General features: G+C 73.1%; 20 protein-coding genes. 11 read left to right on the top strand and 9 right to left on the bottom strand.

Annotated elements, in window-relative coordinates; genetic code table 11:
• Positions 1-139: 139 nt before the first annotated feature.
• Positions 140-1,048 (bottom strand): transcriptional regulator CynR, encoded by a 909-nt coding sequence (gene cynR / locus AC07BF_RS36360; RefSeq protein ID WP_363587815.1) that lies wholly within the window; start codon positions 1,046-1,048, stop codon positions 140-142.
• 123 nt (positions 1,049-1,171) lie between these two features.
• On the opposite strand from cynR, the gene AC07BF_RS36355 reads away from it, so the two are divergent.
• From AC07BF_RS36355 to AC07BF_RS36345, 3 genes are all read left to right on the top strand, one after another.
• A complete protein-coding gene (locus tag AC07BF_RS36355; protein ID WP_478334504.1) occupies positions 1,172-1,786 on the top strand; it encodes a carbonic anhydrase in 615 nt (204 codons plus the stop codon).
• A gap of 90 nt (positions 1,787-1,876) precedes the next feature.
• Positions 1,877-2,347 carry a cyanase gene (cynS, locus tag AC07BF_RS36350; RefSeq protein ID WP_350881326.1) on the top strand — a complete coding sequence of 157 codons (471 nt, stop codon included), beginning with the start codon at positions 1,877-1,879 and terminating at the stop codon, positions 2,345-2,347.
• A gap of 77 nt (positions 2,348-2,424) precedes the next feature.
• Positions 2,425-2,925 carry a nucleoside deaminase gene (locus AC07BF_RS36345; protein WP_363587894.1) on the top strand — a complete coding sequence of 167 codons (501 nt, stop codon included), beginning with the start codon at positions 2,425-2,427 and terminating at the stop codon, positions 2,923-2,925.
• A gap of 126 nt (positions 2,926-3,051) precedes the next feature.
• Here AC07BF_RS36345 and AC07BF_RS36340 read toward each other — a convergent pair whose 3' ends face one another.
• The 3 genes from AC07BF_RS36340 to AC07BF_RS36330 all read right to left on the bottom strand — a co-directional run bounded on the left by AC07BF_RS36340 (position 3,052) and on the right by AC07BF_RS36330 (position 4,348).
• Positions 3,052-3,243, bottom strand: coding sequence for a DUF397 domain-containing protein (locus AC07BF_RS36340; protein WP_363587811.1), 192 nt, complete (start codon positions 3,241-3,243; stop codon positions 3,052-3,054).
• Between the two features lie 69 nt (positions 3,244-3,312).
• Positions 3,313-3,519, bottom strand: coding sequence for a DUF397 domain-containing protein (locus AC07BF_RS36335; RefSeq protein ID WP_400334527.1), 207 nt, complete (start codon positions 3,517-3,519; stop codon positions 3,313-3,315).
• Positions 3,509-4,348, bottom strand: coding sequence for a helix-turn-helix domain-containing protein (locus tag AC07BF_RS36330; protein ID WP_478334503.1), 840 nt, complete (start codon positions 4,346-4,348; stop codon positions 3,509-3,511). Before AC07BF_RS36330 ends, AC07BF_RS36335 begins: the two co-directional genes overlap by 11 nt.
• A 116-nt stretch (positions 4,349-4,464) precedes the next feature.
• Here AC07BF_RS36330 and AC07BF_RS36325 point away from each other — a divergent pair, with 116 nt between their 5' ends.
• The 3 genes from AC07BF_RS36325 to AC07BF_RS36315 all read left to right on the top strand — a co-directional run bounded on the left by AC07BF_RS36325 (position 4,465) and on the right by AC07BF_RS36315 (position 5,456).
• Complete coding sequence (locus tag AC07BF_RS36325) at positions 4,465-4,665, top strand: hypothetical protein (RefSeq protein ID WP_478334502.1); 201 nt, start codon at positions 4,465-4,467, stop codon at positions 4,663-4,665.
• Positions 4,665-4,913: a hypothetical protein gene (locus AC07BF_RS36320; RefSeq protein ID WP_478334501.1), complete on the top strand. Its 249-nt coding sequence runs from the start codon at positions 4,665-4,667 to the stop codon at positions 4,911-4,913. The genes AC07BF_RS36325 and AC07BF_RS36320 overlap by 1 nt, the downstream gene beginning before the upstream one ends.
• 75 nt (positions 4,914-4,988) lie before the next feature.
• Positions 4,989-5,456 (top strand): NUDIX domain-containing protein, encoded by a 468-nt coding sequence (locus AC07BF_RS36315; RefSeq protein WP_478334500.1) that lies wholly within the window; start codon positions 4,989-4,991, stop codon positions 5,454-5,456.
• A 175-nt stretch (positions 5,457-5,631) separates the two neighbouring features.
• Here the strand turns inward: AC07BF_RS36315 and AC07BF_RS36310 are convergent, their stop codons facing one another.
• Positions 5,632-6,366, bottom strand: coding sequence for a histone deacetylase (locus tag AC07BF_RS36310; protein ID WP_478334499.1), 735 nt, complete (start codon positions 6,364-6,366; stop codon positions 5,632-5,634).
• 322 nt (positions 6,367-6,688) lie between these two features.
• Between AC07BF_RS36310 and AC07BF_RS36305 the strand changes: the two genes are divergently transcribed.
• The 4 genes from AC07BF_RS36305 (at position 6,689) to AC07BF_RS36290 (ending at position 12,470) form a co-directional block, all read left to right on the top strand.
• Positions 6,689-10,672, top strand: coding sequence for a Pls/PosA family non-ribosomal peptide synthetase (locus AC07BF_RS36305; protein WP_478334498.1), 3,984 nt, complete (start codon positions 6,689-6,691; stop codon positions 10,670-10,672).
• A 107-nt stretch (positions 10,673-10,779) separates the two neighbouring features.
• The gene (locus AC07BF_RS36300) at positions 10,780-10,992 is read left to right on the top strand and encodes a DUF4287 domain-containing protein (RefSeq protein ID WP_063352910.1); all 213 of its coding nucleotides are present in this window, start codon (positions 10,780-10,782) and stop codon (positions 10,990-10,992) included.
• 296 nt (positions 10,993-11,288) lie between these two features.
• Entirely contained in the window at positions 11,289-11,876 is a 588-nt protein-coding gene (locus AC07BF_RS36295) for a hypothetical protein (protein WP_063352909.1), read from the top strand.
• An 87-nt stretch (positions 11,877-11,963) separates the two neighbouring features.
• Positions 11,964-12,470 carry a DUF6882 domain-containing protein gene (locus AC07BF_RS36290; protein ID WP_363586772.1) on the top strand — a complete coding sequence of 169 codons (507 nt, stop codon included), beginning with the start codon at positions 11,964-11,966 and terminating at the stop codon, positions 12,468-12,470.
• Positions 12,471-12,562: 92 nt separating this feature from the next.
• On the opposite strand, the gene AC07BF_RS36285 is transcribed toward AC07BF_RS36290, so the two are convergent.
• The 4 genes from AC07BF_RS36285 to AC07BF_RS36270 all read right to left on the bottom strand — a co-directional run bounded on the left by AC07BF_RS36285 (position 12,563) and on the right by AC07BF_RS36270 (position 15,430).
• On the bottom strand, positions 12,563-13,204 hold the full coding sequence (locus AC07BF_RS36285; protein WP_363586773.1) for a flavin reductase family protein: 642 nt from the start codon (positions 13,202-13,204) through the stop codon (positions 12,563-12,565).
• 205 nt (positions 13,205-13,409) lie between these two features.
• Positions 13,410-14,042, bottom strand: coding sequence for a carbonic anhydrase (locus AC07BF_RS36280; RefSeq protein ID WP_363586774.1), 633 nt, complete (start codon positions 14,040-14,042; stop codon positions 13,410-13,412).
• 216 nt (positions 14,043-14,258) lie between these two features.
• Positions 14,259-14,891, bottom strand: a complete 633-nt coding sequence (locus AC07BF_RS36275; RefSeq protein ID WP_478334497.1) for a PASTA domain-containing protein — start codon at positions 14,889-14,891, stop codon at positions 14,259-14,261.
• Entirely contained in the window at positions 14,891-15,430 is a 540-nt protein-coding gene (locus AC07BF_RS36270; protein ID WP_363586835.1) for a SigE family RNA polymerase sigma factor, read from the bottom strand. Before AC07BF_RS36270 ends, AC07BF_RS36275 begins: the two co-directional genes overlap by 1 nt.
• A 343-nt stretch (positions 15,431-15,773) precedes the next feature.
• Here AC07BF_RS36270 and sigK point away from each other — a divergent pair, with 343 nt between their 5' ends.
• Positions 15,774-16,367 carry an ECF RNA polymerase sigma factor SigK gene (sigK, locus tag AC07BF_RS36265; RefSeq protein ID WP_478334505.1) on the top strand — a complete coding sequence of 198 codons (594 nt, stop codon included), beginning with the start codon at positions 15,774-15,776 and terminating at the stop codon, positions 16,365-16,367.
• Positions 16,368-16,493 lie beyond the last annotated feature (126 nt).

Genomic DNA, 16,493 nt, shown 5'->3' with positions numbered 1-16,493 from the left:
TACACGCGCAACAGCGCCAGCTCACGCACCACCCCCCCCCCACCCCCCCCCCCCGCCCCCCCCCCCCCCCCCCCCCCCCCCCCCTCCGCGGTCGTCGGGGTGGTCCTCTCCCGGGCGGGGCCGCCGGGCGCGACCCGCTTCAGGCCGGGCCGTCGGGGGTGTGGTCGAAGGTGTGGGCCCGGTGTCGGGCGAGGTCGCCGAAGGAGCGGGCGGCGGCGCTCTGGTAGGCGGTGTCCCGGCGGAGCAGGGCGACGGCGCGCGAGGGGAGCGGCGGGTCGACCGGGACGGAGCGCAGGTGGGGGTGTTCGCGGGTGGTGGCGTCGGGTAGCACGGTGGCGAGGCCGGTGCGTTGGACGATCGCGACGAGCGCGCTGACGGAATTGGCCTCGATGGCGATCCGCGGCCGGACCCGGTGGTCGGAGAGGAACCGGTCGATGTGCTGCCGGGTCGCGAAGTCACCGCTGAGCAGGGCGAGTTGCTGGTCGCCCAGTTCGCGGACCGGGAGCGGGCCCGAGTGGGCCGCGTACGGGTGGTCGGAGGCGACGACGAGGCCGAGGCGCTCGGTGAACAGGGTGGTGGCGGTGATGGCCGGCAGGTGCGCTCCGCCGAAGGCGATGCCGAGGTCGAGCTGGTCGGCGGCCAGCTCGGACTCGATGCGTTCCTGTGCCATCTCGCGGACGTCCAGGCTGATCCCGGGGTGGCGCGCGTGGAAGTCCCCGATGAGCGGCCCGGTCAGGTAGGCGGTGAAGGTCGGGGTCACGGCCAGGCGCAGGGTGCCGCGTGAGAGGTCCTTGACGTCCCGCACCGCGCGCTCGGCCGCCGCGAGGTCGCGCAGGGCCCGGCGCGCGTAGTGGGCGTAGGCCTGGCCGGCGTCGGTGAGGCGCACGGTGCGCCCGGAGCGGTCGAGGAGCTGCACGTGCAGCGAGCCCTCCAGCTGCTTGATCTGCTGCGAGAGGGTCGGCTGCGAGACGTGCAGGGCTTCGGCGGCGCGGGTGAAGTTGGCGTGCTCGGCCACGGCGAGCAGGTACCGGAGGTGGCGCAGTTCCATGAGCCAACTATAGGCAGTACTGATGGCAATGATGGCTACCGCGTCTTGGACACTATAGGACCAGGTCATGCATCGTTGAGGTCATCGGCAGGCACCAACGGTCGTCGAAGAAGGAGTGACCTCATGAACGAGATGGCGCAGGGTTTCCAGCGGTTCAGCCGGGAGGTGTTCCCGACCCGGGCGGCACTGTTCAAGAGGCTCGCCACCACCCATCAGCCGACCGCGCTGTTCATCGGCTGCTCGGATGCCCGGGTCGTGCCGGAGCTGATCACCCAGACCGATCCGGGCGAGCTGTTCGTCATCCGTACCGCCGGCAACCTCGTGCCCCCGTACACCCGGGGCGCGGACGGTGTCGCGGCGAGCATCGAGTACGCGGTCGGCGTGCTCGGGGTCACGGACGTGATCGTCTGCGGGCACTCCGCGTGCGGCGCGATGACCGCCCTCGCCTCCGGCGGCGACCTCACCGGCCTGCCCGCCGTCGCCACCTGGCTGCACCACGCGGACGTCGCCAAGGCCCGCACCGACGCGGGCGAGCACCCGGCCGGCGCGGAGCGGGTCGCCGCCCTGGTGAAGGACAACGTCCTCGCCCAGCTGGCCAACCTGAAGACCCACCCGTCGGTGGCCAAGGCCCTGGTGCAGGGCAGGGTGACCCTGCACGGCTGGGTCTACGACATCGGATCCGGCTCCGCCGAGACGCTCGACACCGACAGCGGACGGTTCGTCGCCCTGGCGGGCTGACCACCGCGTCCCCTCCGACCACTCCCTCCCACCATCCCCAGACCAGGTCCGGGCACCCGCCCCGGACCCCATCCCCGAAAGGCCCACCCCATGGTGCACGCGCAGTTCGACCAGACCGCCCGTCAGCAGCTCGCCCTGGAGGTCGTCGACGCCAAGACCCGCAAGGACCTCACCTGGCAGGAGCTCGCCGACACGACCGGCCTGTCCGTCGCCTTCGTCACCGCCGCCCTGCTCGGCCAGCACGCCCTGCCCGCCGACGCGGCCAAGGCCGTCACCGAGCTCCTGGGCCTGGACGAGGACGCGGCCCGGCTGCTCCAGACCATCCCGCTGCGCGGCAGCATCCCCGGCGGCATCCCCACCGACCCGACCATCTACCGCTTCTACGAGATGCTCCAGGTCTACGGCACCACCCTCAAGGCCCTGGTCCACGAGCAGCTCGGCGACGGCATCATCAGCGCCATCAACTTCAAGCTCGACGTCAAGACCGTCGAGGACCCCGAGGGCGGCCACCGCGCCGTCATCACCCTGGACGGCAAGTACCTGCCCACCAAGCCGTTCTGATCCCCGGGCGGGCCGGGGTGGACCCGACAGGTCCCCCGGCCCGCCGCCCCACCCCCGACCAGCAGGGAACCGCCACCGTGGACTTCGCCCAGCACACCATCGACCTCGCCCGCCGCAACGTCGCCGAAGGCGGGCGCCCGTTCGCCACCGTCATCGTCAAGGACGGCGAGATCCTCGCCGAGAGTCCGAACAAGGTCGCCCAGACCGGCGACCCCACCGCGCACGCCGAGATCCTCGCCATCCGCGACGCCTGCACGAGGCTCGGCACCGAGCACCTGACCGGCACCACCATCTACGTCCTCGCCCACCCCTGCCCGATGTGCCTGGGCTCGCTCTACTACTGCAGCCCTGACGAGGTCGTCTTCCTCACCACCCGCGACGACTACGAACCGCACTACGTCGACGACCGCAAGTACTTCGAACTCGCCACCTTCTACACCGAGTTCGCCAAGAACTGGGACGAGCGCCGGCTGCCGATGCGCTACCTGCCCAGCGACGCGGCCATCGACGTCTACCGGGCGTGGCGCGAGCGCAACGGCGGCGAACGCCGCGTCGCCGGCGCGCCCGTCGCGGCCTGACGAGGGCGCACGCGATGCCCGAGCCGATCGAGAAGGCCGCGTGGATCCGGCTGGAGAACGGCCGGGTCCTCGCCGCAGTCGGCTTCCTCCTCCGCAGGCCACGGGTCAGTTCGCCGAGAGGCGGGTCTACCGGGCGTCGAACTCGTCGGCGCGGACTGCGGTGACGAAGGCCTGCCAGGCGGGGGAGGGGAAGAGGAGGGCGGGCCCGTCGGGGTCCTTGGAGTCGCGGACGGGCTGCACGCCGGTGAAGCCGTCGGCTACCTCGATGCACTGACCGCCACTGCCGCTGTGCGAACTCTTGCGCCAGGTGGTGTCCATCGCGGTTGCCTCCTGTGGGTGGAGTGGGAAGTCGGTGGGGATGACTTCCCACTCCGGCGTCAGATAGGCCTAGTTGGAGTCGAACTCGCCGGTACGGGTGGCGGTGACGAAGGCCTGCCAGGCGGCGGAGGAGAAGAGAAGGGCCGGGCCCTCGGGGTCCTTGGAGTCGCGGACGGGCATGAGGCCGGTGAAGCCGTCGGCGACCTCGACGCAGCCGTTCTGCCCGCCGCTGTACGTGCTTTTACGCCAGCCGGCGCTAGCCAGGTCAACGTCCATCCTCATATTCCTTCCGTACCGCACGGATCATCTTCACGGATGCGGCCTGATTCAGTGCCCCGATCTGCAGCCGATCGTAGTCCCTGGCTAGCGGAAGGACAGCGTTGATATCGCGGTCGAGGTACCCGCGCAGCTCGGTTTCTGTGTATCCGAGCAGTTTGCGGTCCGGCATGGTCAGCAACGTCACGTGTGAGCTGAAAGGCCGGTCCTCACCCAAAGAATACGGGGCTACCTGGAGGAGGATGTTCGGGTTTGCGGCCAACTCATCGAGGTGCCGCAGTTGTTCGATCATCACCTCTGTTCCTCCGACAGTCCGACGCAGGCAACTCTCGTCGAGAACCGCATGAAGGAGAGGCGGAGGGGTGCGGTTCAGGAATTGCTGGCGCGTCATGAGGAAGTTCACTCGCTCCTCGGCCTGCTCGGGGGTGGCGTTGCCACGCCGGACGTTGCCCGCTTCCCAAGCGCTGGCGTAGGCAGGGGTTTGCAGCAGGCCAGACACGATGTCGATCGAGAACAGCCTGACCTCGGCGGCACGGTTCTCGTAGTTGGCGTACTCGGGGAAGCCCGGGACCAGGGCAGTGTGCTTGAGCTGCCAGTACATCAGCAGCAGGGTCCCGCCGGTCTGCAGGACTTCGTCGGCCTTGGTAGCAAACTTCTCACTCGGCGGTCGCTGCGCAAGTTCGACGAACGAGACGTAGGACGGGTGGACTCCGATCTTGCGCGCGAGCTGTTCCTGCTTGAGCCCCATCGCCCTGCGTGACCTGCGGAGTTGGACCCCGAACGGAGCCCAGGGAGATGACTGCGGGTCAATTTCCTTGATGTTCACCATGGCTGCTCCAACTCTCCAGACCACTGAGGTCAAGTCGTCTGCCACTTCCGATGCTAGGCGACACAGAGCCACCATGTGCACAGAACGTGAAACTCTGATCGCGGAAGGTTACTCCCATGGGTGATGTCCAAGTGCCCCGGCTGCACGGCTACGGGGTCCGCTGGGACCCGGAGGGCCGGTGTTACCGGGTGCGGAACGAGACGACGGGGGAGTGGCTGCGCAGCGGAACCTCGGGTGAGCTGGCCTCCTTCTCCTCCTTCTCCGCCGCCTTCAGCGCCTGGCGGGGGTTCGAGGTTCGACGCCGGGTGGGGGCGTGATGGGATCCGCCCTCAACCGCGTCACCGCCGACCAGCGGCGGCAGGCGGCCGACGTCCTGGACGACCTGACCACCGTCCTCGCCCTGGCCGGGGTGAAGTTGCCCTCCGTCGAGGTGGATTGGGAGCACGGCCGCAGGACGGGCTGCTACCTCATCGGCCTCGGCTGCGCCCGCCCGTCCGCACTCCTGCGGGTCGTGGACCTGCTCCGCAAGGGGCTGCGCTACGAGCGCCTGACGCATGACGACTGAACTCCTGGTCCGCCTGCTCTGGTGGGCCGGCTTCTCCCTCGTACTCCTCGCCGCCCTCAGGAAGTGAACCGCCCGATGCGTGACCCCCGTCTGCTCGCCAAGCCGCCGATGTGCCGGCTCGGCTGCCTCGTCCTCGTCCGCAACCCGCGCGGCGACGTCCTCCTCGTCGACCCGGACTACATGGACGGCCTGATCCTCCCGGGCGGCGCCGCCCAGCCCAACGAGCCCCCGCACCTCGCCGCCGCCCGTCACCTCCACGCCGAGACCGGCTTCAACCTGCGCCTCACGGACGTCCTCGCGGTCGACTTCACTCCCGCCGACCGTTACCTGGAGCGCCTCAACCTGGTCTTCGACGGCGGCACCGTGCGCGACGACACCCGCCTGACCGTCCCGCCCCGGCACCGCAGCGGCCTGCTCGGCGCCCGCTTCGTCCCCGCCCACGAACTCCCGGACGTCATGGCCCCCGCCCAGGCCGCCCGCGCCGCCGAAGCCCTCGCCAACCGCGCCGTCCCTCTCCTCCTCCACGGCCAACGCTCAAGCTGAAGGGCGCGATCTTAAAACCGCCTTTGACGAAGCCGGCGGGTGGCCGCCGCCGGTCGCCGCCACCCGCCGGCGGGAAGTGCCGGTTCACCCGTGCGGTGGCCTGGCGCTTCCTTTGCCTGATGTGGCCGGAACCCGTGTAGTTGTCACCGTACGGTCACCACGGGGTGAACAACGCCTAAAGGTCCAGACCACCGCCCAGTACGGCCAGGACGTCCGCCGCGTTCCAGTGCCCGGCGGCGCCCGGGCGGGAGGCCAGGTAGTCGGCGCAGCGGCGCGTGCTCCAGCCGTGGGACTCGGCCAGGCCGGCGGCCAGGGTGCGCAGATAGGGCGCCGAGGGTGGATTGAGTGCGGCGCCGGCCAGGCCTTCGGAGGCGGTGAAGGTCAGCAGCGGGTGCCCGTCCAGTGCGCCCGCGTGCACCAGCGTCTCGTACCGGCCGGGCCCGCGTTGGTCGCGTCCGTGCGCGAGGGCGCGGGTGAGGTCGAGGTCGGCGCCGGGGGAGCGGTGCATCTCCTGGGCGGCGATGTCACTGAACTGACTGGCCGTCACCAGATAGATCCGACAAGGCAGTTCACCCGGTGCGTCCGGATCGTAGTAGCCGCTGCCGCCGCCCCACACCGCCGACTCCCGCGCGAAGTACAGCGTGCCGGGCAGCACCGTGGCCACGTCCCGGCGCGGCGGGCGGCGGTCGCGGCAGCCGGGGTAGGTGCGCGCGCCGCCGTCGGGGCGGCCGCCGCGCAGGTAGCAGGCGAGCCGGGCGGCGTGCAGATTCGACCCGTACGCCGCGTACCAGACGAGCCGCGCGTCGCCCGCCGCGTCGCCCTCCGCGCTACCGGACGCGCCGCTCCCGACGCCGCTCCCGACGCTGCTCCCGGCGTCGGCCGGCCACCGGCGGGATCCGGCCACCATCATCGCTAAACCTCCAGATTTGGTGGGTCCGCTTTCACTACCGGTAGCGTCCCCGCCGCTATGGCGTAGACCACTCTTCGCCTTCCCGTCATATGCCTCCTGCCTCCGGCGATTACCCTTCGCCACCGAAAGCGATCGAAAAACCCCGAAATGACTTTCGAATCGTTCCCTGATGCCCCCATATGTCGCCGAAAATGAAAAGTTCCTTTGACTCCACCTTCACGGCATCCAGCGGGCTCCCAGTCGAGTCATGGTGAGTGAGGCACCACGCAAGGTGACTCCCCGCATTCATCCTTATGACTACTCCCAGCCGAGGACACTCCTTATGGACGCACGCCAGGACATGGCAGGACCGGGAACGCTGAACCGTCCCGGGCCTGCCCACGCCGCCGGTTGGCCGGCCGTCCGGCCCGCGCACCCCCGCAGCCTGCTCGACATCGTCACCGCCACCGCCGACGCCCACCCGCACGCACCCGCGCTGGACACCGGCACCGCCGTACTCGACTACCGCGCCCTCATGCACGAGGTCGACACCCTCGCCGGCGTCCTCGCCGGGCACGGCATCGGCACCGGAGACCGGGTCGGCGTGCGCATCCCCTCCGGCACCGCCGACCTGTACGTCGCCATCCTGGCCGTGCTGCGCTGCGGCGCCGCCTACGTGCCCGTCGACGCCGACGACCCCGACGAGCGCGCCGACATGATCTGGCAGGACGCCCAGGTGTGCGCCGTCCTCGGCGCCGAACGCCGGCTCGCCCCCGGCTCCGGGGCCGAGCCCCGCGGCAACCCCGCCTGGCCCACCCCCGCCGACGACGCGTGGATCATCTTCACCTCCGGCACCACCGGCCGCCCCAAGGGCGTCGCCGTCACCCACCGCTCCGCCGCCGCCTTCGTCGACGCCGAGGCCCGCCTCTTCCTCCAGCAGCAGCCGCTCGGCCCCGGCGACCGCGTCCTGGCCGGCCTGTCGGTGGCCTTCGACGCCTCCTGCGAGGAGATGTGGCTGGCCTGGCGCCACGGCGCCTGCCTGGTGCCCGCCCCCCGCTCCCTCGTCAAGGCCGGCACCGACCTCGGCCCCTGGCTCGTCGAGCGCCGCATCACCGCCATCTCCACCGTCCCCACCCTGCTCGCCCTGTGGCCGCAGGAGTGCCTGGACGCCGTGCGTCTGATCATCGTCGGCGGCGAGGCCTGCCCCGCCGAACTCGTCGAGCGCCTCGCCACCCCCGGCCGCGAGTTCTGGAACACCTACGGCCCCACCGAGACCACCGTCGTCGCCACCGCCGCCCGCATGCTCCCCGGCCAGCCCGTACGCATCGGCACCCCCCTGGACGGCTGGGAGATCGCCGTCGTCGACGCCGCCGGCCACCCCGTCCCCTGGTACGAGACCGGCGAACTCCTCATCACCGGCATCGGCACCGCCCGCTACCTCGACCCCGCCAAGGACGCCGAGAAGTTCAGGGCCCACCCCGCCCTCGCCTCCCCGCGCGTCTACCGCAGCGGCGACCTCGTGCGCAACGACCCCGAAGGCCTCGTCTTCGTCGGCCGCGCCGACGACCAGATCAAACTCGGCGGCCGGCGCATCGAACTCGGCGAGATCGACGCCGCCCTCCAGGCCCTGCCCGGCATCCGCGCCGCGGCCGCCGCCGTCCGCAAGAGCCCCGCCGGCGCCGACCTGCTGGTCGGCTACCTCGTCGCCCAGCCCGGCACCACCCCCGACCTCACCGCCGCCCGCCAGCACCTGCTCGGACGCCTGCCCGCCCCGCTCGTGCCCGTCCTCGCCCTCGTCGACTCCCTGCCCACCCGCACGTCCGGCAAGGTCGACCGCAACGCCCTGCCCTGGCCGCTCGCCACCACCGGCACCGCCACCCCCGGCACCGCCGCCCCCCTGGACGGCACCGCCGGCTGGCTCGCCGGCCGCTGGGAGAGCATGCTCGGCATGGCCCCCGGCCACGGCGACGACTTCTTCGCCCTCGGCGGCTCCAGCCTCACCGCCGCCCGCCTCGTCTCCGAACTGCGCACCCGCCACCCCGGCGTCTCCGTCGCCGACCTCTACGCCCACCCCGTCCTCGGCGACCTCGCCGACTACCTCGACAACCTCGCCGGCCCCCCTCATACCGGCGGCGCCGCGCGCACCCCCACCCCCGCCCCCGTCCGCACCGTGCGCCGCACCCCCGCCAGCGCCGGCCTGTGGCAGACCCTCATCCTGCTCGGCGTCTTCGGCATCTCCGGACTGCGCTGGATCCTCGCCCTCACCGCCTTCGACAACCTCATCGGCAACCACCTCAGCTGGGCCCCGCACAGCTCCTGGTGGCCCGTCGCCGCCGGCCTCCTCCTCTTCTACAGCGCCCCCGGCCGCACCCTCCTCGCCGCCGGCACCGCCCGCCTGCTCACCGCCCGCCTGCGCCCCGGCAGCCACCCCCGCGGCGGCCAGGCCCACCTGCGACTGTGGGCCGCCGAACGCGCCGTCACCCTCTTCGGCGTCGGCGCCCTCGCCGGCACCCCCTGGGCCCTGCGCTACGCCCGCGCGCTCGGCTGCCGCATCGGCGCCGGCGTCCTCCTGCACACCCTGCCCCCCGTCACCGGCCTCGCCCGCATCGGCGCCGGCGCCACCGTCGAACCCGAAGCCGACATCGCCGGCTGGTGGCTCGACGGCGACACCCTCCACCTGGGCCACATCGACATCGGCGACGGCGCCCGCATCGGCGGCCGCTCCACCCTCATGCCCGGCGCCCGCATCGGCGCCGGCGCCGACATCGCCCCCGGCTCCTGCGTCACCGGCGCCGTACCCGCCGGCGAACACTGGCACGGCTCCCCGGCCCGGCCCTCCACCGAGGCCCGTACCACCTGGCCCGCGGCCGCCGCCACCCCCCGCTCCCGCTTCTGGAACCTCGCCTACGGCGTCGGCCTGACCGTCTTCGGCCTCCTGCCGATCATCGCCGCCCTCCCCGCGCTCGCCATCGTCTTCACGATGGTCGACAGCGACCGCACCCTCACCGCGGCCCTCCTCCAACTCCTGCCCGCCACCATCCCGCTGGCCGCCCTCACCCTGGTGTGCCACGCCACGCTGATAGCGACCACGGTCCGCCTCCTGTCCATCCCGCTGCGCCCCGGCTTCCACCCCGCCCACGGCCGCGTCGCCTTCTGCGCCTGGGCCGTCACCCGGCTCAGCGACACCGCCCGGCGCACCCTCTTCCCCTTCTACGCCAGCCTCTTCACCCCGGTGTGGCTGCGCCTGCTCGGCGCCAAGGTCGGCCGCCGCGTCGAAGCCTCCACCGTCCTGGCCCTGCCCGGCCTGATGCGCGTCGACGACGGCGCCTTCCTCGCCGACGACACCCTCGTCGCCCCCTACGAGCTGCGCGCCGGCTGGCTGCACATCGGCCCCTCGCACGTCGGGCGCCGCTCCTTCGTCGGCAACTCCGGCATCGTCGGCCCCGGCCGCCGACTGCCCGACAACTCCCTCGTCGGCGTCCTGTCCGACACCCCCGTCAACGCCCCCGAAGGCTCCTCCTGGCTCGGCCGCCCCGCCTTCGCCCTGCCGCGCGTCGCGGCCGCCGGCGGCGACGCCCGCACCTACAACCCGCCCCGGCGCCTGATGTGGGCCCGCGCCGGCGTCGAACTGTGCCGCCTGCTGCCCATCGTCCTCGCCGCCCTCCTCGGCGACCTCGTCCTCGCCACCCTCCAGGAACTGCGCGACGACTACGGTCTCCCGCGCGCCCTCGCCGCCGCCGGCCTCGTCCTCATCGGCGCCGCCGTCGTCGCCTGCCTGGTCACCACCGCCGCCAAGTGGCTCCTCGTCGGACGCTTCCGCGTCGCCGAACACCCCCTGTGGTCCACCTTCGTGTGGCGCAACGAGCTCTACGACAGCTTCGTCGAGGAACTCGCCATGCCCTTCGGCGGCTCCAGCATCACCGGCACGCCCTACCTCAACGCCTGGCTGCGCAGCCTCGGCGCCCACATCGGGCGCGGCGTGTGGTGCGAGACCCACTGGCTGCCCGAGAGCGACCTCGTCACCGTCGAGGCCGGCGCCAGCGTCAACCGCGGCACCGTCCTGCAGACCCACCTCTTCCACGACCGGGTCATGCGCCTGGGCCCCGTCCACCTCGGCCCCGGCTCCACCACCGGCCCGCACTCCATCGTCCTGCTCAACTCCTCCCTCGGCGCCGGCACCACCGTCGGCCCCGCCTCCCTGGTCATGCGCGGCGAGAACGTCCCCGGCACCACCCGCTGGCTCGGCAACCCCGTCGCCGCCTGGAACGCCGACCCCGCCCTCGCCCCCGTCGCCGGGCGGCGGGCCAAGCGCAAGGTCGGAGTGTGATGCAGATCACTTCGGCTGGGCGATGAGTTGACGATGCGGTCGCGGTCCTACCTGTGTAGACCGCGACCGCATCCGTTCCCGTCCGTTCCCGAAAGGGCGTACCGACCATGACCGCCACCCCCGCCAAGGGCCCCGCCAGCTACTTCCCGTCCATCGAGAAGAAGTACGGCCGACCCGTCGCCGAGTGGAAGGACCTCATCCGCGCCTCCCCGCTCGGCAAGCACATGGAACTCGTCGCCTGGCTCAAGACCGAGCACGGCCTCGGCCACGGCCACGCCAACGCCCTCGTCGCCCACACCCTCGCCGAAGCCGCGGCCTGAGCCCGTCGCCCGGCTCTGCTGGTGACGCCCGGCCTGCGCCCCGTGGCGGATGGTGGGCCGGCGGACGACGACGGGGCCGGGGCCGCCTGCGGCACGATCGGGAAGCAGGCGGCCCCGGACCCGGGTCGTTCCGTACGGGCGGGGCATCGACCGCGATGCCCGTACGGCTGCGGTCGGGACCCATTCGACGACTTCAACAGCACTTGAAGTCAAGCCCCCGGCGGCCCGAGGCGCCGGAGGGCGGGGTAGCCTCGCTCCCGGCGGGGGCCGGCGGACGAGGTTTCAGGGGCGGTCGAATGGAACAGCAACAGCGCGGCTACTGGCGGGTCGCGGACGGTTCGGCGGTCAGCTCCACCCAGGCCCAGGTCGCCTGGACCAGGGCCGCCTACCCGGCCCTGGTGGACGTGGCCCGCCGCTACCACGCGGTGATCACCTACTCCGAACTGGCCGAGACCGTGCAGGAGGCGGCCGGGGTGCGCACCCGGGTGCACCAGCGCACCTGGATCGGCAAAGTCCTGGCCCTGGTGGTGCGCGAGGCACACCGCCGCGGGGACCCGCCGCTGACCGCACTGGTGGTCCACTCCACCGACGGCATGGTCGGCGTCGGCTACCAGGAAGTACTGGCCGTGGCCGGACAGCCGCCGCTCGCAGCGGACATGGACCGCGAACACCACGCCGCCGCCGCCCGCCTCGCCTGCTACCGGCACTTCGGCGCCCAGCTGCCCGCCGACGGCGGCACCCCCGCCCTGGCCCCGCGCCTGCAAGCGGCCGTCAACCGCAAGGCGGCCGCCGCCACCCCGCCCCGCCCCCCGGCGATCTGCCCCTCCTGCTTCCTCCAACTGCCCGCCACCCGCATCTGCGACTCCTGCGGCGCCAGCGCGTAGGGGCTCTCCTGCGGATCACGCCGGGCCCGGACGGAGCAGCAGGCCGGATGGGATGATCTTGCCGGCAGTTCCGTACGAGGAGGCACGGTGGACGACCACTCGAAGCACGACCACTCCCGGTGGGAGGGCGTCGTGATCGCGGCCCGCGAACGTGCCCGCTCGCGGCAGGCCCTCATGGTCGAGCGCTTCGGACTGTCAGGTGACGTGCAGTACCACTGGTCGATGGACGACGCGCGGATCACCTGGTCGCGCAGGAGGAAGTGGTCGCGCAAGAGCGAGGTGTTCCTCACCGGCCGGCTCACGATGATCGGCAGCGTCAGCCTCGCCCGGCAGACCTGGCTGTGGTCCTGGGCGAACGAGTCGCTGCCGCCCGCCGTCCTGGGCGACATCGAACGGGTGCGGCGCTTCGGCGAGGACAACGACTTCCCCGTCCTGCCGTGGCCGGGCTTCGACTCCCACCCCGAACTCGTCGCCGAGGCGCGGATGGTCGCGGCCTCGGTGCTCGACGCCGACGGGCTGTGGGTGGAGTCGACGGACGACACGGAGCTCCACTTCCTGCTCCACGACCTGGTGCCCGCCGCGGCGGCCGACTAGGCGGCCGGCCGGGCGGGCGGGCGGTCGGGTAGGCGAGCGGCTCGTCGGACGGCCGGGCGGGCGGCGGGAGCTCGCGGACCCGCGGCGGGGCGTCAGGCCCGGGCACCGGCGGGCAGGCGGCCCGGCATCTGCCAGCCCTCGGCGAGACGGGAGGGGGCGAGCCGGCGCCCGTCGCCGAAGAACTCGCAGAACTTCATGATCAGCGGATCCCAGCCGAGCGGGTCCACGTAGTGGTCCGTACCGGGCACGATCAGGCGCTCCTCGACGTGCGCGCGCACCACGGTGACCTCGAAGGCGGTGCAGTGCGGGTTGCCCGCCAGCGGCGCGGCCGCCTCCAACCGGCACTCCAGCTGGACCGGGCACTCGGCGACGCGCGGCGCCCGCACCAGCTCCGACCGCTGCTCGGTGAGCCCGGCGGCGGCGAACTTGCCCCGCTCGAAGCGGTAGCCCTGCTGCCGCCGGTGCTCGGTCAGATCCGGGTTGGCGGTCAGCAGCGCGAGGGCGTCGACGGCGTCGACCTGCCCGGAGGAGGGCAGGTTGAGCACGCACTCGCCCTCGCGCCGCAGGTTGACGGCCGTCTGGGCGGTGTTGCCGAGGCCCAGCACGCAGGACTGCCCCAGCCACCACGCCGAGGACATCGGCGCCAGGTTGGCGCCGCCGTCCTCGTTGCGCGAGCTGATCAGCACCACCGGGGTGCCGAAGTAGAGAACCTTGAGGTCGGTGGCCTTGTGCACGGGAATGCCGTCCTTGGGTGGGAAACCGTTGCCGGTCTCCGACTCTGCCCCCGCCCGGGAGGGGGCGCTGGCGGTGATCGGACACGGCGTTCCCGGCCCCGGCGGGGGCGGACGGCCCTACGCCGGACGGCCCTGCACGCGTCGGCTCGGTCCGACACGCCGATTCGGCCGTACGGGTGGGTTCAGCACCCGTACGGGCCGGCGGTCAGAACGCGGCGCTGACCGGACCGCGAGCGGCCACCGTACGGGCCTGGCCGTCGCGCAGCCGGTAGGACAGGCCCACGACGGCCGCCGCGCCCTCGGCCACCTTGGCGGCCAACAGCTGGGAACGCTCCAGCAGCAGGTCCACGGTCTGGCGGATGTGCTCGTCGACGATCCCGTCCGGGTCCTCGATGCCCGCGGCCCGGGCCGACACCACGCTCGGGGTGACCCGCTCCACCACGTCCCGCACGAACCCGCCCGGCAGCCGCCCCTGGTCCAGCGCCTCCATCGCCGCGCCCACCGCGCCGCACGAGTCGTGCCCCAGCACCACCACCAGCGGGCACTCCAGCACGCTCACCCCGTACTCGATGCTGCCCAGCGCCTCCGCCCCGGTGACGTGCCCGGCCGTCCGCACCACGAACAGGTCGCCCAGCCCCCGGTCGAAGATGATCTCGGCCGCCAGCCGGGAGTCCGAACAGCCGAACAGCACCGCGAAGGGCCGCTGCGCCGGGGCGAGGGCGGCCCTGCGCCCGGCGTCCTGGTTGGGGTGCTCCGGGCTGCCCGCGACGAAACGGGCATTGCCCTCCATCAGCACCCGCATCGCCTGGTCGGGGCCGGATATCGGTGAGGAGATCATGCCTGCACCCTAGATCGCCGCAGGTGGGGCCCGCAGCAGGGGGGCCGGGGCAGAGGCCCGGCACCGCGTCGCTCCTCACCCGGCCGGCCCAGTCCACGGCCCGCCCACCCCGCTGCGCACGGCCTCGCCCGGCCCCTTCGCCGCCCGCGTGGCGGGAGGCCGGAGGATATCGTCAACTCGCCTCCTGTGTGGCGGCGTTGGACGTGGCAGTGCCGGTCAGCGGCCCGGCCTGCCCTTGGAGACGAACACCTGGACCGTCGAGTGCGCAGGTGCGGTGCGGCCGGCCTGCGGCTCGGAGTTGATGACCGACCCGGCGGGCACGTTCCAGTCGGTGAACTCGTGGACCTCGTAGCGCAGTCCCGCCGTCTCCAGCGCGCTGATGGCCGCGTCCTTGGCCAGGTTGGCGAGCGGCGGCACACTCACCTGCACCCCGTCGGTCGGCTGCATCGGCGGCGGCGTGGGGGTGCCGAAGGCCATCGAGGGCCCGGGCGCGGGCGTGCCGGAGGGCGCGTCGGGGGAGGGTGTGCCGGACGACATCGGCGCCGAGGCGTTCGCGGGGCCCGCGGGCAGGCCGCCGGAGGGCGACGGACCCGAACCCGGCGCGAGCAGTGCCGCACCCGTGCCGATGGCGACCACCGCGGCCGCCGCCACCGCGCCGCTGAGCACGGTGCGACGGCGCACCGTGCGCCGGATGGCGAGGGCGTCGATGACGGGGGCCGGGGTGTTGTCGGCGAATGCGGTCATGGCGGCGAGGAGTTCCTTGTCGAAGTCGGGGTCGGAGCCGGGGTCGGGGTCGAAGTCGGGGTGGTCGGCGTCGCGACCGGGATCGTGGGACGGGAAGCGGGTCATCACGCACCTCCGCGCGAGGTCGGCGGCGCGGACGGGACGTCCTGCCGAGGCAGTGCGGACCGCAGTTTCGCGAGGCCGCGGGCGAGTTGGGAGCGCACGGCGCCGGGGGAGATGTCCAGCGTCTGCGCGATCTCCTGGTCCCCCAGGTCGTGGAGGTAGTACAGGACGACCACGGTGCGCATCCCCATCGGCAGCGTGTGCAGCGCCGCGACGAGCTCCGCGCGCAACTCCACCGACCGGTAGGCGTCGCGCGGGTCGGCGCGCTCGGGGCCGGGCGCCGCGGCGGGCCGCTCGCCGGAGCGGCTCAGCCGCCGCCAGCGGTCGTTGACCAGGTTCACCAGGATCCGGCGCACGTACGCCTCGGGCGCTTCCGCGGCCGCCACCCGCCGCCAGTTGCGGCAGGATCGTTCCAGCGCCTCCTGGACGAGGTCCTCCGCGGTGTGCGCGTCCCCAGTGAGCACGTACGCCGTCCGGAACAGCGCGCCCGAACGCTGCTGTACGAACTCGACGAAGTCGATCCCGGGACTGGCCCTGCGCAGCCTCACCCGCCGCCCTCGCTCTCTTCACTCTTCCGCCGTCACCTTCGCCCCCATGACGGCCCCCGGCACCGCCCTGCTGCACCGCCACCGCGAAAGTGACGCGGCTCACAGCGCTTCGAAGTCGAACGGGCCGAACGGGCCGGACCACCGCGGCAGCCCGGGGAGCACGCGCGCGGGCACAGCGATGCGCAAACGATGCGAGTAGCCCGGGCGGTGGCCGCTCCGAGACGGTCGCAGTGTGCACGCACTGATCGACCGGCCGGCACCCCGGCCCCCGGCAGACGAGACGCCCGGCACCGAACCCCCCGGCACCGAACCCCCGGGCGGCGGCGGACAGGCCGGGCTGCGCGCCCTGGCGGCACGCGTGGCCGGCGGCGACGAGTGGGCCTTCGAGGAGCTGTACGCCGCCACCGCCGGAACCGTCCTGGGCCTCGTGCTACGGGTGCTGCGCGACCACGCCCAGGCCGAGGAGGTCACCCAGGAGGTGTTCCTGCAGGTGTGGCGGGAGGCGGCGCGCTACCGCGCCGAACGCGGCGAGGTCCTGCCCTGGATGCTCACCCTCGCCCACCGGCGCGCCGTCGACCGGGTCCGCTCCGCCCAGGCCACCGCCGACCGCGACCGCACCGCCGCCCTGCGCGCCTACACCCCGGTCTTCGACGAGGTCGCCGACCAGGTCGAACGCGACCTGGACCGCGGCCGGGAACGCGAACGGGTCCGCCGCGCCCTGGCCACCCTCACCGACGTCCAGCGCGAATGCCTGCTGCTGGTCTACTACGGCGGCCGCACCCAAGCCCAGACCGCCGAAGCCCTCGGCGCCCCCCTCGGCACCGTCAAGACCCGCATCCGCGACGCCCTGCTACGCCTACGCACCCAACTCGCCGACCCCCCACCCCACCCGGCACAGCCCCGCGCCCGCACCTGCCTGCCAAATCTGTAGACCGGCCTACATATTCCGCTCTGCCCCGCGATCGTGGGGGGGGGGGGGGGGGGGGGGGGGGGGGGGGGGGGGGGGGGGGGGGGGGGGGGGGGGGGGGGGGGGGGGGGGGGGGGGGGGGGGGGGGGG

The organism is Kitasatospora sp. NPDC043950 (genome assembly GCF_056435345.1).
Note: the sequence above shows the minus strand (reverse complement) of the source record. Positions and strands in the feature narration are given on the sequence as shown.

Excerpts from the sequence above, each read along its gene's own strand:
- AC07BF_RS36295 (WP_063352909.1), top strand. The coding sequence starts at position 11,289 with ATGGAACAGCAACAGCGCGGCTACTGGCGGGTCGCGGACGGTTCGGCG.
- AC07BF_RS36340 (WP_363587811.1), bottom strand. The coding sequence starts at position 3,243 with ATGGACACCACCTGGCGCAAGAGTTCGCACAGCGGCAGTGGCGGTCAG.
- AC07BF_RS36320 (WP_478334501.1), top strand. The coding sequence starts at position 4,665 with ATGGGATCCGCCCTCAACCGCGTCACCGCCGACCAGCGGCGGCAGGCG.
- cynR (WP_363587815.1), bottom strand. The coding sequence starts at position 1,048 with ATGGAACTGCGCCACCTCCGGTACCTGCTCGCCGTGGCCGAGCACGCC.
- cynS (WP_350881326.1), top strand. The coding sequence starts at position 1,877 with ATGGTGCACGCGCAGTTCGACCAGACCGCCCGTCAGCAGCTCGCCCTG.
- AC07BF_RS36330 (WP_478334503.1), bottom strand. The coding sequence starts at position 4,348 with ATGGTGAACATCAAGGAAATTGACCCGCAGTCATCTCCCTGGGCTCCG.
- AC07BF_RS36310 (WP_478334499.1), bottom strand. The coding sequence starts at position 6,366 with ATGATGGTGGCCGGATCCCGCCGGTGGCCGGCCGACGCCGGGAGCAGC.
- AC07BF_RS36355 (WP_478334504.1), top strand. The coding sequence starts at position 1,172 with ATGAACGAGATGGCGCAGGGTTTCCAGCGGTTCAGCCGGGAGGTGTTC.
- AC07BF_RS36280 (WP_363586774.1), bottom strand. The coding sequence starts at position 14,042 with ATGATCTCCTCACCGATATCCGGCCCCGACCAGGCGATGCGGGTGCTG.
- AC07BF_RS36325 (WP_478334502.1), top strand. The coding sequence starts at position 4,465 with ATGGGTGATGTCCAAGTGCCCCGGCTGCACGGCTACGGGGTCCGCTGG.
- AC07BF_RS36315 (WP_478334500.1), top strand. The coding sequence starts at position 4,989 with ATGCGTGACCCCCGTCTGCTCGCCAAGCCGCCGATGTGCCGGCTCGGC.
- AC07BF_RS36275 (WP_478334497.1), bottom strand. The coding sequence starts at position 14,891 with ATGACCCGCTTCCCGTCCCACGATCCCGGTCGCGACGCCGACCACCCC.
- AC07BF_RS36335 (WP_400334527.1), bottom strand. The coding sequence starts at position 3,519 with ATGGACGTTGACCTGGCTAGCGCCGGCTGGCGTAAAAGCACGTACAGC.
- AC07BF_RS36300 (WP_063352910.1), top strand. The coding sequence starts at position 10,780 with ATGACCGCCACCCCCGCCAAGGGCCCCGCCAGCTACTTCCCGTCCATC.
- AC07BF_RS36305 (WP_478334498.1), top strand. The coding sequence starts at position 6,689 with ATGGACGCACGCCAGGACATGGCAGGACCGGGAACGCTGAACCGTCCC.